Source organism: Pedobacter sp. CFBP9032 (genome assembly GCF_034045265.1).
Taxonomy (GTDB): domain Bacteria; phylum Bacteroidota; class Bacteroidia; order Sphingobacteriales; family Sphingobacteriaceae; genus Pedobacter.
Genome location: NZ_JAXCWE010000002.1, coordinates 86,353 through 105,689 on the forward strand (window position 1 = coordinate 86,353; position 19,337 = coordinate 105,689).

Here is a 19,337-nt window from a genome sequence, read left to right on the forward strand (position 1 = left end):
CGAGGTAACTATTGTTCCTCGTAATGGTAAGTTAACCCGCCGTCTACGTAATAGGTTGATCCGGTAACGTAGGCGGCATCATCAGATGCAAGGAAAGCAACCACACCGGCTACATCTTCCACCGTCCCCATTCTCCTTAATGGGATATTACCGATTACCTTTTCTAACTGCTCCTTATTATCTAAAAGATCTTGATTAATTGGCGTGCTGATTGCACCCGGCGCCACATTATTCACCCTGATACCTAGTGGAGCAAGTTCAGAAGCCAGGTTACGCGTGAGCATTTTTAAACCACCTTTACTTGCACAATACGCAGCAAAATGCGGGAATACAATTTCTTCGTGAACCGAACTCATATTAATAATCGTTCCCGGTCGCTTTTCATTTCTACAGTAATTAACGAAGGTTTTCATCCCAAAGAACACGCCCTTTAAATTCGTATCCATTACCAGATCGTAATCTTCTTCGGTAACATCCCAAAAATCTGCTTTGGTTTCCAAACCGGCATTGTTTACCAGGATATCTAAAGATCCAAAAACCTTTATGGCATCATCAACCAATTTAATTACCTCTTTCGTTTTACTTACATCGGCCGCTAAAAACTCAGCCCTGCGCCCCATCGCTTTAATCTCATTGATAAGCTCTTCTCCCCGTTCATCAAATTTTCTTCCGTTCAGAATAATATCTGCACCTTCCTTAGCCAGGCGCAAGGCGCAAGCCTCACCAATACCCTGACTGCTTCCTGTAACTAATGCTATTTTATTTTTAAAACGTTCCATCTTATACTATTTATTAATTTATTTAAGCTATTTATTATAGATAATTTCTTCTATTCTATGGTCCATTTCCGGATCTTCAGGTAATCTTTTCAGGTAAAATTCTTCGTAATAGGCTTTAATAATTGCTGCCATTGGCGTAGCCAAAAGTGCGCCCGTTAACCCGAATGCCGCACCCATTGCCAAAAGCATTACCAGTGACGAAACCGGATGAATATTCATTGTTGATGAACGAAGTTTAGGCATTAAAAAGTCTGACACGAGTTCATTCAATAATAAAAAGAATAATATACACCATAAAGCTGTTAGCGGACTAATAGAAAGTGCCACAAGTGTTGGCGGAATGGCCATGATATAAAAACCTAACTTTGGAATTAACTCCGAAAAAAAAGCAAGTGCCGCCCAAACCAAAGCGCCAGGAACATTAACGATGCTTAAAAATGCATAGACAAGTACAGCCTGGATGGCTCCTCCAATAAGGTTAGATTTCATCCATCCCACTAACATAATTGTAGTATGCTGCATGGCATTTTTTGCACTTTCACGTTTTCTGGGCTGAAAGAGAGAAAGATATAATTCTACTATTGGTTGAGGATGACTTACATAAAACACAACAAGACAGAGGAATACAATAAATAAAAATATTCCACCAATTAAACCAAATGAAAAACTTCCTAAACCAATAATGGTCTTGCCTACAGATGGCATTGCAGATCCTATTGACACGCCACTATCCTGAATCTCCCGGTTAAACTCTGGATAATTTTTCAGAACAGAAGCTATATGGCTAGATGCCGAAGTATAGTAACCCGGCAAATTACTGATTAAAACATCCAGCTGATTGGTAATATGAGGCACAATTAACCAACCCAAACCTATACTCACTCCAAAAATAACCACAAATATGATTAAGCTTGCCAGCCAGCGCTTCATTCCTTTTTTTTCAAATTTACTTACTGGCGCGCTAATGATAATTCCTAATACCAGTGCAAAAATTACCAGTAGAACAATCGAAATAATTTTAAAAGTAAAAAATAGCAGTAAGGTTAATCCAGTAATGTATAGAATAGTAGATTTAATTGTTTCAAAGAGGCTGTTATGTTTTGGTAAGCTCATTTGGCTGTAGGATTTATAGATTTTACGGTCAAATTTTTTATATGAGTCGGAAGTTAGGATGCATTATTTAAACGAGAACTATCTTCTCAACGGCATCAGCATCCTCACAACGGATGAAGAGTACTTTTGGGCGGCTTAAATTTTTAAAGCGGGATTTTAGTTTGGCAATAAAGCTTTTTGAATTGGTTTCCTTTACCAAGGTAATGGCCAGCGCATCAGCATTACCCCTTACTTCGATAATTTCAGTTGGATAAACTTCTCTTAGCTCACGTGTAAATTCCATATTCAAGAAACCAACGGAACACCTTAAAGTTTGATTTCGATGATTAAATATGCGAAGAAGCAAAAAAAAATCCTAAAAGATTTTAGGATTTTTTCTGTAATTAAGACCGGTGCATGTGCAACATTTTCTTTAGCATTTCCCTGGCAACGAAGATCCTCGTTTTAACCGTACCAATTGGGATCTCAAGTTCTTGCGCTATTTCTTCATATTTATAGCCTTCGAAATGCTTTTTAAAGCAATAAGCAGATTGTTCAGGGATTAAGCTTAGCGCCTTATTAATGTCATCTAACAAGAATTTTGCTCTTCCTGTATTTTCAGCTCCATTCGGGGCTTCAGCATTAATAGCATCGAGATTATCCTCCAGTGAAATAGCACCTTTATTTTTTTCTCTATGGTAGTGATTAAGAAAGGTGTTTTTAAGGATGGTAAATAACCATCCACGCAAGTTACTTTCTGCTTTTAGCCGTCCCGCAAAACGAAAAGCTTTAATGAAAGTTTCCTGAACTAAATCATTTGCAACATCATCATCATGCGTATAGGCAAAGGCCCTCTCGGTGAGTACCTTTCTAAAGCAATAAATTTCGTCTTTAAAATCAACTTGTTTTTCCATGTGTAGATAGGTATGATACTATCAATAAACATTGGAGCTATTGAGTTGTTGATGCTAAAATTACGTGGATTTTTACTGAATCATTAACTAACATAACCATTAAGTACTGCATAGCGAATTAATGCAGCAGAATTTTTGGCACCGGTTCTATCAATTAAAGCCTGGCGAATGCCTTCAACCGTTCTTCTACTCAGAAAAACTTGTTCTGCAATCTCCTGATTTGTCATTCCATTTGCAATAAGTCCTAAAACCAGTTGTTCCCGTTCAGAAAGTGCCAGTCGCTTTGCACCCTTTTCTGGCATATTAGTAAGCTGGTGATTGAAACGCTCTAACACCCCGATACTTATTTCAGACGATAAATAACGCTTGCCATTCACTACATGCCGCAATGCAAAAAGAAGTTCTACTTCATCAACATCTTTAGATAAATAGGCTCTTGCACCTGATACAAAAGACTTTGCGGCATATTTCTCATCTTCTAAGATAGAGAGCATTACAACATTAATTTCTGGGTTAATTAACCGAATCTCTGAGATCATTTGAATCCCATCCATTTCAGGCATATTAACATCTGTAAGCACAATGTCTGCCTTCGTTCCACTTTTTAATAGTTCTAAAAGCTTATGTGCGCCATCTACCGCTGCCACAACTTCCAAATCAGCATGTTGCTTTAACAACACCTGTAAAGATCTCCGTACAATTTGATGGTCTTCTACTAGTATAATTTTGATCATATTTTTTTATTAAAACGGATTGGAAAATTTTAAAACCATTAAAATTTACCCATAGTTTATTTGGGCAGTGTAATGTAAAACACTGTTCCTTTATTTAATTCGGTTTCAAACCAAATATCGCCACCATGTAAATCAACAATTGCCTTAATAATCCCCATTCCAAGTCCATGAGATTCCTCTCCAATTAATCCCCGTTTCATTCCTTGTTCTGCCCTGTCGAAAAGTGAAGACCTCAATTCGACAGGAATCCCACTACCGTTATCGCTCACAGTAATAAGCACGGTTTCTTCCTGATCTGCTGCAGTAAGGGTTATTTCACCCTGTTCTTTCGTAAACTTAATGGCATTAGAAATTAAGTTGTTCAATACCTGCAGAAACTTCATACTATCCAGATTGATATAAATCCGTTCTGATTCGCATTTAAAAGAGAAATGTTTTACTTCCTTTAAACGGGATCTTCTGTAAAAACGAATCAGGTCACGAAATTCCCAAACCAGATCAACACGTTCCTTTTTTATCTCAACCTCCGAAGATTTCAAAAATTCCTTATTAATTAAACTCCTCACCATCTTCATGTTACGCTCGCACATTTCAATAATAAAGGCCAGTCCCTCCGAAAGGTATTCTTCACTTTTCCGTTGGATGCCATTCGCCATTGAAGATGCGGCAAGTTTCATCATCCCGAAAGGCTCCTTCAAATCATGAGAAAGTACCTCAAGTGCAATATTTTTTCTATTATTAATCTGTTCAATGTGAATCTTATTATGCCTTTCTATCGTAATGTCTTCTACTATCCCACACAGCGCATCATTCCCCAAACCTTCAACCGGACCAATACTCACCTTCAGATATCTTTCATCTTTGCCATTCAACAGCAATCTGAACTCATATTTTTTAAAAACTTTATCTGATGAGATTTCCTGGAAACAATAACCAACCAAAAGCTGATCATCCGGGTGCACCAAGTCAAATAAAATGGTAGCCGATTGCAAAATTTCATCAGGTGTTAAGCCCCAGATTTTAGCTAACGGATTATTCAAGTATAGAAACTTGCAATCAATTACGTCATATACAAAGTATCCATCAGTTGATTGTTCGCCTAGTTGATAAAAAATATCTTGTTGCATTACAGTATTATTTTGGTTTAAATAAGCCTAACTTTTCCTAAAAGTTGACTGATATAGACCAAACAAACGGTTTTAAAAAATGTTTAACTTGACGATTTTGGCAGGCCTATTTCACGCCCTACGATCAATTTATCTACCATGCTTTCAAGATAAGTAATATCAAAAGGCTTGGTGATCAACAAATCATGACCGCAATTAAGGTCATCTTCATTAATGGTAGCCGCAGACAATAAAATGATAGGCACCTGGTTAAGCACTGGTAAGACCTTAAGATTCCTACAGATTTCACGGCCATCTACTACTCCGAGCATAATATCAAGCATAATCAAATCAGGCTTAAATTCACTTATCAGGGTTTCGATAGCGCTGATATCTGCAGTAGTTTTGATGAGATAGTTTGACTTATCGAAAATAAACGGAATCATCTCACGGATGCTTTCATCATCATCAATAAGTAATAGATGTTTCAATAGACGCATAATTTAATTGCCCAAATCTATAGATAATTCACTATCAGCTTATGAGTATATCTACGCGTATTTCTCGCAACAAGTGTAAAAAATTGACTACAAGGCACTTTTTATTCTGCATAATCCAGCAATGCAAATATGCATTCAAGTTATTTTATTGATAATTACAGAACCAAAACTATCCTTACAAAGCCTTAATCCTAATACATCATCCTTGAAATGAACTAATTAAAACAGGCTATATTTTGTTATAGAGATTTTGGTCAGCGCTTTTTGTAAACGATGAGTATGAAATTAATGAGAATGTAAAAGGATAAATCTTAAATCAAGTGTAGAGAAACGGGAAAATTGAAGCTTATACTACAATTTTTCAATATCAAAAATTTAAAATGATTCCTAATAACAAAACAATTAAGTCTAATCTATTGATTGTCAAACAGTAGCTGAAATATACTTACACTTTATTAAAAATGTTAGAAAATAAAGTCTGATTATTTAAAATCAGGAAACTACTTTTGCCATAATGTTATCCCAATACCAAATTTTATTTTATTTTGAAGGCGAAGGATTAGTGATCGTGGAGCTCAAGCGAAATGACATGCCTGAAGGTGCAGACTTATCTGAAATCTTCCATTGGCTTTATCTGGAAAAACAATCCCAATCGCTAATTAAACTTTGGTTTCGATCGCTGGATTCATCCGCTGATATTGAAGAACGCTTTTTTGAACAAGGCTACCTGAAATTTAATATGAGAGAAGCTACTTTTATCGAAAAGTACAATTCTGCTCAACACAAACTCATTAAATATGAAGTGAATGCGGTAAGTGAAGAAATTCATGATATGATCAAAAATTACCTCAAACAACCTAAATAACTGCTTCTTCCATATTCGTCCCCTCGTTTTATTACATTGTATTATTTAATTAATGATGCTGCTAAACATAGAGGAGAAAGCGTAATTAAGCCTACTATTGGATTATCTTTATTTCTGTAGCGGATTTGTGGGATAAATTAAGCTGCTATTTCTACAAGAATACTCGTGATAAAGTAATAAATGAACGGCTTTTCAATCTTCAATCTGACAAATATTCTTTAGACTATCGTTCACTGTCTTTTTGATAGATTTTTCCTCAGCAAACACATCTCAATTACACTTATCAGGCTGTTTTCAGTTATTAGATTTTAAAATTTTCTAACCTGGTAAAAACATTTTTTTAATAGTATTGTTAGCTTGGCAAAACAAACATCAATGAACCAGGGTAGAAACACTAAAAGAGTTGATGATTCCAACAGATTGGTTGCATTTACCATCTTGTCAGGGATCCTCATGTTACTATTCATGGCGACGATGAGATAAATATATGATCTGAAGTACCATCCTAAAACTTTATTGATTTACATCCCATGATTACGAGCAAGAAGCTCCGCAAATTGCGGAGCTTCTTTTTTGTATTCCAATGGATTATGTATAAAGAATTCAAGAAAAACAGGATCTGATCAGATTATCTCAAATAATTCTTGAATAAGAATTGTTTTTTTTTAATGCAACTTGATATTTAGTTTTTTTTTTGCTATATTCACGATATTAATCACCAATTAATCAGAATGTTATGAAAAATATCTCCATTTTCGTTGTAGCCTGTCTGATTTCAACAGCATCTGCTTTTTTCTCTAAAACAATTGCATCACCAGAATTAGGAATCTCTACCGTTCTCTTTATATGGGGAATGGCAACCTGGTACTTCATCGATCGCCATAATCGCACCATTCAGGATAAATAAATACGGGCATTTTTTTTTTATAAATAGTCTATTAATATTTTAAACTCCGTTATTCTTTACCACTGCTATAGTAACCAGGAGCTGGCCAAGATGTCTCATTGTATGCTCTGCTGCATGAAAAAGTAAGCCGATAACTGTTGATGGTAAACCTGCCCTGCCAATGCCACGATATGAAGTTAAGGTAGATTCTTCGGTTGTTTTAAGCTGTGCCATTGCCAGATCTACCTGCGAGTTAAATCGCCTGACCAAATCATCAACAGAAAGTTTTTCAAAAGTATCTTTCCCCTCCTGCGCAAGCTGATCAAATTGAAGTTCAGAAAGCCCTTCAGCCCGTGCGTAAGTAAATACCCGATCAAGTACACCACTCAAATGCTGAAGATGAAAACCTGCCGAGGCCAGTCCAGCAGGACGAATCCAAAGTAATTCATCAGGAAATCCATGAAGATATTCATGAAGCTCTTCCCTCGCTTGTAGCAATGCGTGGGCTACAGGCTGAAGTAAAGGTGGGATTTCTAGTAAAGGTCCTCTTTGCCAGACTTCTGTTTTTTGTGTCATATTTTAGGGTTATAGATCAAAAATAAACTAAAATATGTTAATACCTAAACCTCATCATCTCAATTTTTAGGCATTTCCTAAATCAGTTGCTTGATCGTTCAAGCTTGATTAATATACTGATATAAAGATTAAATAGCATAATATGTTAAATTGCCATAAAGAATTAATGATGTCTTGATATAATTTTTTTAATTTTAAAGCCTAATACTATATTCCAGCATGTCTGTCAGTTCACTTTCGTCACAAGATTTTTCAAAGTACCAAGAAGCGATTTCAACATCAACCAATGCTAAAAAAAGCTTTTCATCTATCACTGAACTATATACACGTTTAGCCATTAATGAAGAAGAGCTGGAAGCGTTACAATTTGCAGCTGCGCTATCTAACATTCAAACACAACACGATTTAGAAAAAGACGGGTTTAGAAACGAGCACGCCAATTTAAAAAGTATTCGTAAGGCTATTGATGATAGAATTCTGACAGTCGAGCAAAAACTATACCTGGGTCTTCCAGATGATCTTGCTGAAATGGACCGTTTGATTGCGGAACAGGAAGCTATTGTTGCCGACCAGGAAGAACTAAATGAAAATGAACTGGCTCTTATGGAAAAAATGAGCCAGAGCGATATTAGTTATGGCAAAAAATTAGCTGCGTTAGATCAGTCAAAATCGAATCGGGACCTTCCACTGAAAGCAAAACTGGAAAGACAACTTTTGCAAGTGGCAGCCGCAGAAAAACAAAATGCATCAAGAACAGAGATGTTTTCCATTGTGGTAATGCTTGTTTTGCCAATCGTATTGGATTATATCGCATTCTTAATAGGTCTAAATGGAAAAGGCGACACCCGCCTGATTTTTTCTCATTACGTATTCCTGATTTCCCTAATTGTTATCCAAATCTTCTTTGCAGATCAGATCAAACAACAAATCTCTAACTTCTTGGCTAAGAAACAAGGCGAAGTCTTTATAAAAGAAATTTCTGAATCGCTAGAAGATATTGAAAAGAGTAAGCGAAAACTAAATAATGAACGTAGGTAAGAAATTATCTTTATTCATTGTGTTACGAAACTAAAATTCAGGAACCTTCTCTTGAAATTCCTGAATTGATATTTCACTAGTTGTTATTCCTCGTTCTCACTTATCTATTCTCGTTCCTAAGGTACCACCGTATAAAATAAATAGGAAGCAAAGATCACTAATAATACCACCCCCTGCTGAACGTTCGTTTTTCCGGTCGCCAAAGAAAACATAATAGTGATCATGGATAAGAGCAGTAAAACAGTCGAGCTCATATCAATTCCCAGTGTTATAGGCATTCCGAAGGCAATAGATACCGCTGCAACCGCCGGAATAGTTAATCCGATACTGGCTAATGCAGAACCTAAGGCCAAGTTAAGACTGGTTTGCAATCTGTCAGCTTTTACCGCATTATAAGCAGCCAAACCTTCTGGCAATAATACAATTGCGGCTATAATAACACCAACAACAGACTGAGGGGCGCCCATTGCAAGCACCATTACTTCAATATCATTGGAAAGATATTTCGCTAGTAGTACCACTGTAACCAGGCTGACAATCAATAGCGATAAGCTGCTTGAAGTAGTCGCCATATTAGGCGCTTCTACATGATCTTCTTCCGAATGGGAATCTTTTGGCAAGAAATAATCACGGTGTCTAACGGTTTGCATGAAAATAAACCCACCATATAAAACCAATGATACAATGGATACGAACACTAACTGGCTCACCGTGTATTCACCAATGGCACCGCTAATGGTATAATTAGGCAAAATCAAGGTAAGCACTAAGATTGCTGCTAATGTAATCAGGGCTGCATTTACCCCTTGGAGCTTGTAGAGTTGTTCCTTAAATTTAATTCCACCGCGTAAGAGGCATATACCAACTATAGCCGTTAAAATGATCATTACCGCTGCAAAAACAGTATCTCTCGCCAATGCCTTCGTAGCTTCGCCACCCGCGAGCATTAGCGAAACAATAAGACCAACTTCTATAGTAGTGATGGCTAAAGCAAGAATAATAGTTCCGAACGGTTCTCCCACCCGGTGAGCGATCACCTCTGCGTGATGTACTGAGGCGAGGATACTACCAATTAACAAACCAGCTAATAATATTCTAAACCATGCGCTTGCTTCTACCGAGTTTAAAAAGTAGGCCACAATTCCCAATATCGGGATTAGAATTGTCCATTTAGGTAGATCTATTTTCTTCATAATTATCATTCAGTCGTTTTACTAACAAAAAACTGTATGGAGGGTTTTAATAAATCTGAAAGGGTAAAAAAGCCTCCATGATAAAATGGATTTGCTGTTTAAAGAAAACTCCTTATATTTATAACCGAGAGTTGTAGTTTATTAAATTTTAAACAAAAACAAATTTACAAAGTATGCTGTTCTACGCCGTTCCATTGTACCTGATCCTATTTTTTGGCTGGTTGATTTATACTGGCTTGATTAAAAAAAATCTAAAGCAAAATTTACCAATGGTTTATTTCGGTGGCGTTTTTACCGTAATTTGGGTGGTGATATTTTTGGTTTCTATATAAAATCAAAAATATCGAAAAGAGTTTAGTATTATTTTCTCCATTAATCCCACCCAACTATATTCTTTTCTAACACTAATGGTTTCGCCAACAGGGTAAAATCTTGTGAAAAATCGTGATTAAAAACCCGAAAGCTAACTAGCCATTCATCTTTTAATAGTCCGGATACAAACCTGGAGAATATTCCTTCAAAACTATTGAATCCAATTCCTGCTTTACAGACTATTAAATATTCCTGATCCGATCTGGACACCACTTCCTGAATCTGCTTATTCCACCTCGCCATTAAAGCCGCAGGTAAATCGTTAAAATTCTGCGTATCCACAAAGTTTACAATTCCTAAGAAAAGCTGATTAGAAAAATCCTCCCCACTTAGCTGCCTCCATTGTCCTTCAAACTTATCAAAGCTACCCAATAGCTCGCCGTCAAGTACTACGCGCCAGGGATCAGCTGGAGAAAACTGAATCACCTGATAAACCACAACCTTATCATTTTCGTCCGGTAAAAAATACGCCAATTCAATCATATAATATAAAAATCTCTCTTCATGTAATCATCAAATATAAGGCATAATACTAATTTTAATAGCATAAATTGATAATTAGAATCCCATAAAACACCTATATCGCTATATATTAATAAATTAAACAATCTAATTTTAAAAAAAAATAAAACTAACTTTATTAGCTTAAATATAAAATAGTTAGTTAACAATGCTGATCACCATTTCATATACTAATTCTAAGAAAAATGGAATGTTTATATCTGCCCGGTAAGGCTTCAAATCCTACATCTTTGTTACAAACTAAATCTTGGCACAGCATTTGAATTTCAGTTGTTACACACAAATTAAACCTGATTATTATGAAAAAGTTATTAATCATCTCGGCGATCGTAGGTATCGTATCCTTAACCTCAAATCAATCTAAAGCTCAGGTTAGCCTAAATGTAAATATTGGTAGTCAGCCTGCCTGGGTTCCTGCAGGTTATCAAAATGTAAATTATTATTATTTACCAGAAGTTAACTCCTACTATTATGTTCCACAAAGGCAATTTGTTTATCTCAATGGTAACCGATGGACCAGATCAAGAAACTTACCCAACCGATACAGAAGTTACGATTTGACCAGAGGAAGAAAAGTGGTAGTTTATGGGAACAATCCATATCGCAGCTATAATACTCATCGGGTAAAATATGCCAACCATTCCAGAGTTTACCGATCATCTTACGGTGGTGGAAGCCGCATAAAATACAATGCACCTGGAAGAAATTATTACAAGGGATCTAAAGGAAATAACAAACACCACGACCGTAACTTTAACCACTCTCACGGAAGAGGCAACAGAGGTGGACACGGGAGACACTAGAAACCGTATACATTTAAATACTTAAAGTCGCTAGCATCATCTGGCGACTTTTTTTATTTACTATTGTTTTCAATTATGGGGTATGAAACAAAGAACGAAAACCTTAAAAACAACAAAAGCCGGAATCTCTTCCGACTTTCAATTATATTATACTCGCTTATTATAATTAACCTACTAAGTTAAATTAAGCTTTTGCAGGCGCTTTTTCTTTGCTAATTTTCAATTGAGCATTAATGCGATCCAGCACGTCATTGATATCAAAAGGTTTGCTGATGTAATCATTAGCAAAAGCAGCGATAGCTTTCTGTTCGCTGTTATTTTGTGCAGACATTACAATAATAGGAATGTGTTTAGTAAACATATCCGTTTTTAAGTCTTCACAAATCTCAGCACCATTACCGTCAGGCAGCATTACATCTAATAAAAATAAATCTGGCATTGCATCCTGGATATTTTTTTTCAACTCAGCGAAAGACGATGATAATTGCAATTCAAATCCCTCCTCTTTAAGAAGAATTTCAATTACATTTCTGATTTCCTGATCGTCCTCTAAAATGTGTATTCGTTTAGTTTCCATGTTCAAATTAATCGTTTTGGTTTCAAGTATAAAAAATAAATTCTATACGATAGTTACAGTAACACCTAAACCCTCCAAATGTTTTACAATTTGTTCAGAAATTCCTTTATCTGTGATAATGTGGTCGATTTCCTCTAATCCGCAGATTTTTCCAAAGCCTCTCTTGCCAAATTTAGTAGAATCTGCCAGTACAATAGTTTTTTGAGAAGCATTAATCATCTTCCTGTTTAAATGCGCTTCCATTGCGTTCGTAGTCGTTAAACCAAAGTCTAAATCAATCCCATCAACACCTAGAAAAAGTTTATTAAAATAAAAATCCTGCAGCACTTGTTCCGCATATGCGCCCATTACGGAAGACGAACTTTTTCTTAAAATTCCACCGAGTTGAATAACATCTATATTTGGTTCGCGCATCAATTCCAATGCAACATTCAGCGCGGAAGTAACAACCGTTAGATGTGTAGAAGGCGTAATATTCTTCGCGAAATAGTAAACAGTTGTTCCCGATGCAATCACAATAGAGTCGTTTTCATTTAATAAGGCAGCAGCAGCAATACCGATTTTATTCTTCTCTGTTGATTGAATTTTTTCTTTTTCATTTACAGGCCGATCTACAGTATAAGGATTATTTACAGTGGCGCCACCATGAGTTCTAAAAAGCAAGCTCTTATCTTCCAGGAGTTTTAAGTCCTTTCTTATCGTTACAGAAGACACTTTCAACTCCTTACATAAGTCAACAACGTTGATGTATTGATCTTTTTGTAAGCGACTCAAAATAAACTGGTGCCTCTCAGCCAAATTCATCATAAACTTTATTAGTTAAGTATTTTGCAAAATAGCAAATTAAAATCTCTATAGAATTGATTTTTGTAAATATTTAATGTTTTTTTAATACAGAGATTATATGATTTCGAATTCGATTACTTATACTTGCGTATTGTTTCGTTTTATTATTATTCATACAAATTGAAAGAAAATACTGATAACACCTTACCGATTAACTCTGAATGGGACATCATCATTATTGGAGGCGGTGCCACCGGCCTGGGCACGGCACTTGATGCAGTAACCCGCGGATTAAAAACCCTTTTGGTAGAACAATCAGATTTCGCAAAAGGAACATCAAGCCGAAGCACTAAACTTGTACATGGTGGTGTTAGATATTTAGCACAGGGTGATATCGGCCTGGTTAAACGTGCATTAAAGGAACGTGGATTATTACAGCTAAATGCCAACCATCTTGTTAATAAAGAATCGTTCATCATTCCATGCTATAACTGGTTTTCAGTTGCGAAATACCTTACCGGATTAACACTCTACGATTGGCTTGCAGGTAAATTCACTTTTGGCAAATCGAAGTTTTTCTCTAAAAAAGAAACTTTGAAATTGATGCCGGGAATAAAATCTAAAGGACTTAAAGGAAGTGTGAGATACTACGATGGGAAATTTGATGATGCTCGCTTAGCCATTAATATTGCGCAAACGGCTATAGAACAAGGTGCAAAACTCTGTAATTATACTAAAGTTACCAGTCTGATTAAAAATGATAAGGGAGATATTATCGGTATCGAAGTTATAGATACACTTTCGGGGAAACAAGCAAAAGCTAAAGCAAAGGTAGTAATTAACGCAACCGGTGTTTTTGTAGATGATATTTTGCAAATGAACAATCCTCAGTCTAAAAAACTGGTGAGGCCAAGTCAAGGTGTACATATTGTACTCGATAAAGCATTTCTGAAAACCGACTCAGCTTTAATGATTCCTAAAACGTCAGACGGAAGGGTATTATTTGCTGTTCCCTGGCATGAACATTTATTAGTTGGCACAACTGATACTCCTTTGGATGAACACGATTTGGAGCCCAGAGCCCTGAAAGAAGAAGTTGAATTTATCTTGAATACTGCAGGCGCATATTTTGAAAGGGCACCACTCGAAACAGACATCTTAAGCGTATTCTCCGGCTTGCGTCCGCTTGCTGCCCCTACAAATGGAGATAAAAACAGCACTAAAGAAATCAGCCGTGATCATAAACTTATCGTTTCTGCAAAGGGATTGATAACCATTACCGGCGGTAAATGGACCACCTATAGAAATATGGCTGAAGAAACAATTGATTTAGCCATCACTCATGCCCATTTAAAAGCAACAGCCTGCAAAACCCACCAATTAAAAATACATGGCTGCAGTAACTTTAAAGAAAATAACCATTTGGACATCTACGGGTCAGACCGTGAAGCGATTGAAAAGCTTGCCACTGAACTTCCGCAATTCAATCAAAAACTCCATCCAGACTTCCCTGATTTAGAAATCCAGGTACTTTGGGCGGCAAGGTACGAAATGGCCAAAACTGTAGAAGACGTACTGAGCAGAAGATTACGGATTTTATTTATTGATGCATTGGTGGCAAAGGAAATGGCTCCAAAAGTTGCCGCGATTCTTGCAGATGAACTGCAACAGGATCAAGATTGGGCGCACGAACAAGTTAGTGCCTTCAATAAGTTGGCTGATGGCTACCTTTACTTACCTCATATACCGAACAAAAAATAAAACTGACCGAATAACCAAAAACCGAAAATTATGAGCAAATACATTCTGTCGTTAGATCAGGGCACCACAAGTTCGAGGGCAATCGTTTTTAACCACAACGGCGAAATCGTAGCCATTGCGCAAAAAGAATTCACCCAAATATATCCTAAGGCAGGTTGGGTTGAACACAATCCACTAGAAATTTGGTCAACACAATTAACAGTAGCTACAGAAGCCATTATTAAAGCAGGCTTATCTGTTTCAGATATCGATTCTATCGGAATTACCAATCAAAGAGAAACAACCGTAGTTTGGGATAAGGAAACGGGCCAACCAGTTTACAATGCTATTGTTTGGCAAGACAGGCGTACATCTAATTACTGCGATGAAATTAAGGCCCAGGGTTTATCTGATAAGATTCAACAAAAAACGGGTCTAATTATAGATTCATATTTCTCAGCCACAAAAGCAAAATGGATTTTGGATAATGTAGCCGGAGCCAGGGAGAAAGCCAACGAAGGGAAACTTGCTTTTGGAACGATAGATACCTGGTTGATCTGGAAATTAACCGCCGGAAAAACCTTCGTTACCGATGTTACCAATGCCTCCAGAACCATGCTTTACAATATTCATACACTGGCTTGGGATGATGAACTCACAGACCTTTTTGGTATTCCTAAGAGTATGTTGCCTGCAGTAAAATCTTCAAGTGAGGTTTATGGCGAAACAGCCGGTAAAATTCTGGCCGCTAAAATTCCTATTGCAGGAATTGCGGGCGACCAGCAGTCTGCCCTTTTCGGACAAATGTGCACCGAAATTGGAATGGTTAAAAATACCTATGGAACGGGCTGCTTTATGCTAATGAACATTGGTGAAACACCAAAACTATCCTCCAATAATTTATTAACCACCATCGCCTGGCAAATAAACGGACAGGTAAATTATGCTTTGGAAGGCAGTATCTTCATTGGCGGTGCAGTTGTGCAATGGCTAAGAGATGAAATGGGATTGATTTCAAAGTCTGCTGATGTAGAAACATTGGCACAACGCGAGAAAGATACAAATGGAGTTTACATAGTGCCAGCATTTGCCGGTTTAGGTGCTCCGCATTGGGATCAACATGCACGTGGAACCATAACCGGCTTAACACGTGGAACAAACAAATCGCATATTGCCCGGGCTGCATTAGAAAGTATCGCTTATCAAACCATGGATGTGTTAAAAGCCATGGAGGCTGATGCAGGCGTGGAGATTACTGAATTACGTGTAGATGGTGGGGCAACTGCTAATAACCTGCTGATGCAATTTCAGGCAGATTTATTGAAGAGTAGTGTAGTTAGACCTGAAGTAACTGAAGTGACCGCGTTGGGTGCTGCTTATCTGGCTGGTCTCGCCACAGGTTATTGGGGAAGTATTGATCAGATCAGATCTCAGTGGAAAATAGATAAAACATTTAAGGCTGAAGAAGGGGTAGACAATACAGAAAGAATTAAAGGCTGGAACCGGGCAATCAAAGCTGCCAGGATCAGTGCCGCCGATTAAATTAACATTAACGATAGCTAATTCACCACACTAACCAAATACCAATCATGACAGAATTTGTTGCAGAATTAATTGGCACTGCCCTCCTTATCTTATTAGGAAATGGTGTGGTAGCAAACGTGGTACTTAAAGGTACGAAGGGCAATAATAGTGGCTGGATGGTGATTACAACTGCCTGGGGACTTGCCGTTTTTGTTGGTGTGGTAATTTCTGCACCATACAGTGGCGCGCATTTAAATCCTGCGGTGACTATTGCTTTGGCCATTGCTCAAAAATTCGACTGGATTAAAGTGCCTTATTATATCCTGGCTCAGCTATGCGGCGCAATGATTGGATCATTTCTGGTATGGGTGATCTACAAAGATCATTTTGATGCGACGGAAGACAAGAATCTAAAAGCTGCTCCGTTTGCTACTTCACCTGCTATCCGAAACCTCAAATCAAATCTCTTCTCCGAAATTATTGGAACTTTCGTACTAATTTTCGTCATATTTTATTTCACAAATGCAGAAATGGGAAGTGATAAAACACCTATTGGCCTGGGTTCGTTAGGCGCATTGCCCGTAGCTTTCCTGGTTTGGGTAATTGGCTTAGGTTTAGGCGGAACTACCGGTTATGCCATTAATCCTGTAAGGGACTTGGGGCCTAGAATTATTCATTCCATCATTCCGATGAAAGAAAAAGGAAGCAGTGATTGGTCATATGCCTGGGTGCCAATTGTTGGTCCGGCAATAGGTGCAGCGCTTGCCGCTTTACTTTATATGGCTTTACTGAAGTAAATGATCAGCCTAATTCAATAATATATGTTATTAATTATCAGATCAGCACAGTCATATTTTATTATCTTTGGGATCAGATGGCAATTTCTATTTAATTGCATCGACTAACCTAAATATCACACCCTTGCACGATTATTTTCTTTTTATAGATACCGAAACCTCCGGCTTGCCGAAAAACTGGCGTGCCCCCTATTCTAAAGAAAATAACTGGCCGCATATTTTACAAATTGCCTGGATTATTTTCGACAGGAACTATGTGGAAGTGAAAAGAGAAAACCACTATATCGAAAATAATGGTTTCACCATTGATAAAGCTGCACAGAAAATCCATCATATAACCGACGATTTTTTAAGGGTCCATGGTGAACCAATTGAGCCGATTATGCATTCATTTTGTAAAGATATGGATCAATTTAAGCCCCTTGTGATTGGTCACTTTATTGAATTGGATTTTCATATGGTAAATGTAGAGCTTAACCGATTAGGACTAGATAGCATTTTTGGATCTTCTACCTTTTATTGTACAATGAAAACCAGTGCAGATTATGTTACCAACTCCATCATCAGTCATTTAAAGCTTGATAAATTCTACACTATTCTATTTAACGAAGAGCCAGCAGAAAATCACAACGCATTAACTGATGCCTTGAATACTTCAAAAATTTTCTTTCATCTTTTAAAGGATAAAAAAATAAGTTTAACTTCCATTTATAATCAACAACATACTTTCATCAAAGTAGCAGATGGATTAGAGATTTCACCATTTAAACGTATCTTGCAGCGACTATTCCCATGGACAATAAGCTAGCAGATAAAATTTACACCTCCAGAATCGGCGACATTACGTTCAAAAAAATTGTGCGCTGTTCTATAGAAGCTCCTGTTTTTGAGGCCGCTGCAAAGATGGCTGAAAATAAAACCAGTTGTTTATTTATTGAGGATCACTTGGGTAATTTCGTTGGCTTTGTAACCGATATTATTCTTCGGGATGAAGTAATTGCAAAACGTCTTGATCCACAGATTGCAATTAGTGAGGTAATGGATCCTAATATTGTGACCATCACACCTGAAGCATTTGTTTACGAAGCGATACTGATGATGTTCAGTAAGAAATCGAGATACTTACTCGTAAATGACCATGGAAATTTTGTTGGTTTCTTGAGCCGCAACAGGCTTTTAAGTGAACAGGCTGAATCGCCACTGGTATTTATTCAGTCGGTTAAATCAGCTGTAAATACTTCTGATTTAAAATCTAAATGGCAAAAGGTGCCACACATTGTAGCGCAGCTTTTAGATAGAGGCGTACATGCGAAAATCGTTAACGAAGTGGTTACCACGATTGCAGATACGATCTCCCTCAAAATTATAGAAGAAGTAATAGATAAGTTGGGTCAACCGCCGGCGAAGTTTGTATTTATGGTACTGGGGAGTGAAGGAAGAAAAGAACTCAGTTTAAAAACTGATCAGGACAATGCTATTTTGTATGAAGATACCGATGAGGATCGCCGTCCTGCAGTTCGCTCCTACTTTCTGGATTTTGCCACACAAGTTTCAAATAAGTTAAATTACGTTGGTTTCGTGTATTGCGATGGCGATTACATGGCAACTAATCCAAATTGGACCCACTCATTAGAACATTGGAAATACAACTATAAAAACTGGATTGAAGAGGCATTGCCAGAAACGGCTGTAAAATTTGCTGCTTTCTTTGATTGCAGAGCCATTTACGGCGATTTATCTTTAATGACTGGCTTACGGACATTTGTAGATGAAGAACTTCAGAAACCGAGTGAAAAGTTCTATGTTTACCTTGCGAAAAACGCCTTGCTTTATGAACCGCCACTCACCTATTTCAGGAACATCCGCACGCAGAAAATCGCTAAGCGGGAGGTATTCGATATTAAAACAGCCATGACACCGATTGTAGATCTGGCCAGGGTTTACGCTTTGCAGAATCGAATTTTTCAGAAAGAAAATACCGGCGAACGAATGAAGGCGCTGAAAGAATTAGGGATTTTTACCGAGAAACAATACAATGAACTTTCTCATTCTTATTATTACCTAATGGGTTTAAGGCTGAAGCATCAAGCTAATCTAATCATAAATGATCAGGCAATTCCTAATAATTTTATCGACATCGATTCCCTCACTAAAATTGAAAAAGTAACTTTAATCGAGATTTTCAAAATTATCCAGGATTTCCAAAGCGGAATCAGAATGAAGTTTACGAATAGTCTGAACTAGGATTTCAATCAAAGGGATTTAGATCAGTTGCAAGCCTTTCCTGGGAAAACATTGGCGTATTTATAAATGAGTTTGGGAAACAATACCTATATTTTGGGCCTTAATGACTACTACTCAACCTGGCGCTAACAGTTGTCCCGCAGATCAAAATAATTGCGCAAATTTCTACTGCCAGATTCTGCGAAAATCTCCCAAATCTGCGGGAAAATATTTAAGCAACATCCATGATCCTAATTTATTCCAGGCTGTTATTCAATCTTGAATGTCAATGACTCAACATGACGCAAAA

The 19,337-nt window shown here is 37.2% G+C and carries 21 protein-coding genes; 9 read left to right on the plus strand and 12 right to left on the minus strand.

The annotated features are described in order from the left end of the window. Positions 1–8 precede the first annotated feature (8 nt). From SOM16_RS04170 to SOM16_RS04200, 7 genes are all read right to left on the minus strand, one after another. A complete protein-coding gene (locus tag SOM16_RS04170) occupies positions 9–779 on the minus strand; it encodes a glucose 1-dehydrogenase (RefSeq protein WP_320462739.1) in 771 nt (256 codons plus the stop codon). Positions 780–806: 27 nt separating this feature from the next. Next, positions 807–1,892 (minus strand): AI-2E family transporter, encoded by a 1,086-nt coding sequence (locus SOM16_RS04175; protein WP_320462740.1) that lies wholly within the window; start codon positions 1,890–1,892, stop codon positions 807–809. Positions 1,893–1,959: 67 nt separating this feature from the next. Further along, on the minus strand, positions 1,960–2,175 hold the full coding sequence (locus SOM16_RS04180) for a hypothetical protein (protein WP_320462741.1): 216 nt from the start codon (positions 2,173–2,175) through the stop codon (positions 1,960–1,962). Between the two features lie 100 nt (positions 2,176–2,275). After that, complete coding sequence (locus SOM16_RS04185) at positions 2,276–2,785, minus strand: sigma-70 family RNA polymerase sigma factor (RefSeq protein ID WP_320462742.1); 510 nt, start codon at positions 2,783–2,785, stop codon at positions 2,276–2,278. Positions 2,786–2,868: 83 nt separating this feature from the next. Next, positions 2,869–3,519, minus strand: coding sequence for a response regulator transcription factor (locus tag SOM16_RS04190; protein WP_320462743.1), 651 nt, complete (start codon positions 3,517–3,519; stop codon positions 2,869–2,871). Positions 3,520–3,575: 56 nt separating this feature from the next. Further along, positions 3,576–4,646 (minus strand): PAS domain-containing sensor histidine kinase, encoded by a 1,071-nt coding sequence (locus SOM16_RS04195; protein WP_320462744.1) that lies wholly within the window; start codon positions 4,644–4,646, stop codon positions 3,576–3,578. 83 nt (positions 4,647–4,729) lie between these two features. Next, a complete protein-coding gene (locus SOM16_RS04200; protein ID WP_320462745.1) occupies positions 4,730–5,116 on the minus strand; it encodes a response regulator transcription factor in 387 nt (128 codons plus the stop codon). Between the two features lie 523 nt (positions 5,117–5,639). Here SOM16_RS04200 and SOM16_RS04205 point away from each other — a divergent pair. Both SOM16_RS04205 and SOM16_RS04210 read left to right on the plus strand, forming a co-directional pair. Further along, entirely contained in the window at positions 5,640–5,990 is a 351-nt protein-coding gene (locus SOM16_RS04205) for a hypothetical protein (protein ID WP_320462746.1), read from the plus strand. A 736-nt stretch (positions 5,991–6,726) separates the two neighbouring features. Next, positions 6,727–6,897 (plus strand): hypothetical protein, encoded by a 171-nt coding sequence (locus tag SOM16_RS04210; protein ID WP_320462747.1) that lies wholly within the window; start codon positions 6,727–6,729, stop codon positions 6,895–6,897. 39 nt (positions 6,898–6,936) lie between these two features. Here SOM16_RS04210 and SOM16_RS04215 read toward each other — a convergent pair whose 3' ends face one another. After that, the gene (locus SOM16_RS04215; protein WP_320462748.1) at positions 6,937–7,452 is read right to left on the minus strand and encodes a DinB family protein; all 516 of its coding nucleotides are present in this window, start codon (positions 7,450–7,452) and stop codon (positions 6,937–6,939) included. Between the two features lie 219 nt (positions 7,453–7,671). Between SOM16_RS04215 and SOM16_RS04220 the strand changes: the two genes are divergently transcribed. Then, a complete protein-coding gene (locus SOM16_RS04220; protein WP_320462749.1) occupies positions 7,672–8,490 on the plus strand; it encodes a hypothetical protein in 819 nt (272 codons plus the stop codon). A 116-nt stretch (positions 8,491–8,606) separates the two neighbouring features. Here the strand turns inward: SOM16_RS04220 and SOM16_RS04225 are convergent, their stop codons facing one another. Continuing rightward, positions 8,607–9,683 (minus strand): ionic transporter y4hA, encoded by a 1,077-nt coding sequence (locus SOM16_RS04225; protein ID WP_320462750.1) that lies wholly within the window; start codon positions 9,681–9,683, stop codon positions 8,607–8,609. 372 nt (positions 9,684–10,055) lie between these two features. Next, positions 10,056–10,529, minus strand: coding sequence for a hypothetical protein (locus SOM16_RS04230; protein ID WP_320462751.1), 474 nt, complete (start codon positions 10,527–10,529; stop codon positions 10,056–10,058). A 347-nt stretch (positions 10,530–10,876) separates the two neighbouring features. On the opposite strand from SOM16_RS04230, the gene SOM16_RS04235 reads away from it, so the two are divergent. Beyond that, positions 10,877–11,380: a hypothetical protein gene (locus SOM16_RS04235; protein WP_320462752.1), complete on the plus strand. Its 504-nt coding sequence runs from the start codon at positions 10,877–10,879 to the stop codon at positions 11,378–11,380. A 184-nt stretch (positions 11,381–11,564) separates the two neighbouring features. Here the strand turns inward: SOM16_RS04235 and SOM16_RS04240 are convergent, their stop codons facing one another. Together SOM16_RS04240 and SOM16_RS04245 are read right to left on the minus strand one after the other, a co-directional pair. Beyond that, positions 11,565–11,957, minus strand: a complete 393-nt coding sequence (locus SOM16_RS04240) for a response regulator transcription factor (RefSeq protein ID WP_320462753.1) — start codon at positions 11,955–11,957, stop codon at positions 11,565–11,567. 42 nt (positions 11,958–11,999) lie between these two features. Next, positions 12,000–12,764: a DeoR/GlpR family DNA-binding transcription regulator gene (locus SOM16_RS04245; RefSeq protein ID WP_320462754.1), complete on the minus strand. Its 765-nt coding sequence runs from the start codon at positions 12,762–12,764 to the stop codon at positions 12,000–12,002. Positions 12,765–12,923: 159 nt separating this feature from the next. On the opposite strand from SOM16_RS04245, the gene SOM16_RS04250 reads away from it, so the two are divergent. The 5 genes from SOM16_RS04250 (at position 12,924) to SOM16_RS04270 (ending at position 19,048) form a co-directional block, all read left to right on the plus strand. Then, a complete protein-coding gene (locus SOM16_RS04250) occupies positions 12,924–14,504 on the plus strand; it encodes a glycerol-3-phosphate dehydrogenase/oxidase (protein ID WP_320462755.1) in 1,581 nt (526 codons plus the stop codon). 30 nt (positions 14,505–14,534) lie between these two features. Then, on the plus strand, positions 14,535–16,025 hold the full coding sequence (gene glpK, locus SOM16_RS04255; RefSeq protein WP_320462756.1) for a glycerol kinase GlpK: 1,491 nt from the start codon (positions 14,535–14,537) through the stop codon (positions 16,023–16,025). A 47-nt stretch (positions 16,026–16,072) separates the two neighbouring features. After that, a complete protein-coding gene (locus SOM16_RS04260; RefSeq protein WP_320462757.1) occupies positions 16,073–16,804 on the plus strand; it encodes an MIP/aquaporin family protein in 732 nt (243 codons plus the stop codon). A 124-nt stretch (positions 16,805–16,928) separates the two neighbouring features. Next, the gene (locus tag SOM16_RS04265; protein WP_320462758.1) at positions 16,929–17,612 is read left to right on the plus strand and encodes a 3'-5' exonuclease; all 684 of its coding nucleotides are present in this window, start codon (positions 16,929–16,931) and stop codon (positions 17,610–17,612) included. Further along, a complete protein-coding gene (locus SOM16_RS04270) occupies positions 17,597–19,048 on the plus strand; it encodes a DUF294 nucleotidyltransferase-like domain-containing protein (protein WP_320462759.1) in 1,452 nt (483 codons plus the stop codon). The genes SOM16_RS04265 and SOM16_RS04270 overlap by 16 nt, the downstream gene beginning before the upstream one ends. The last annotated feature ends 289 nt before the right edge of the window (positions 19,049–19,337 follow it).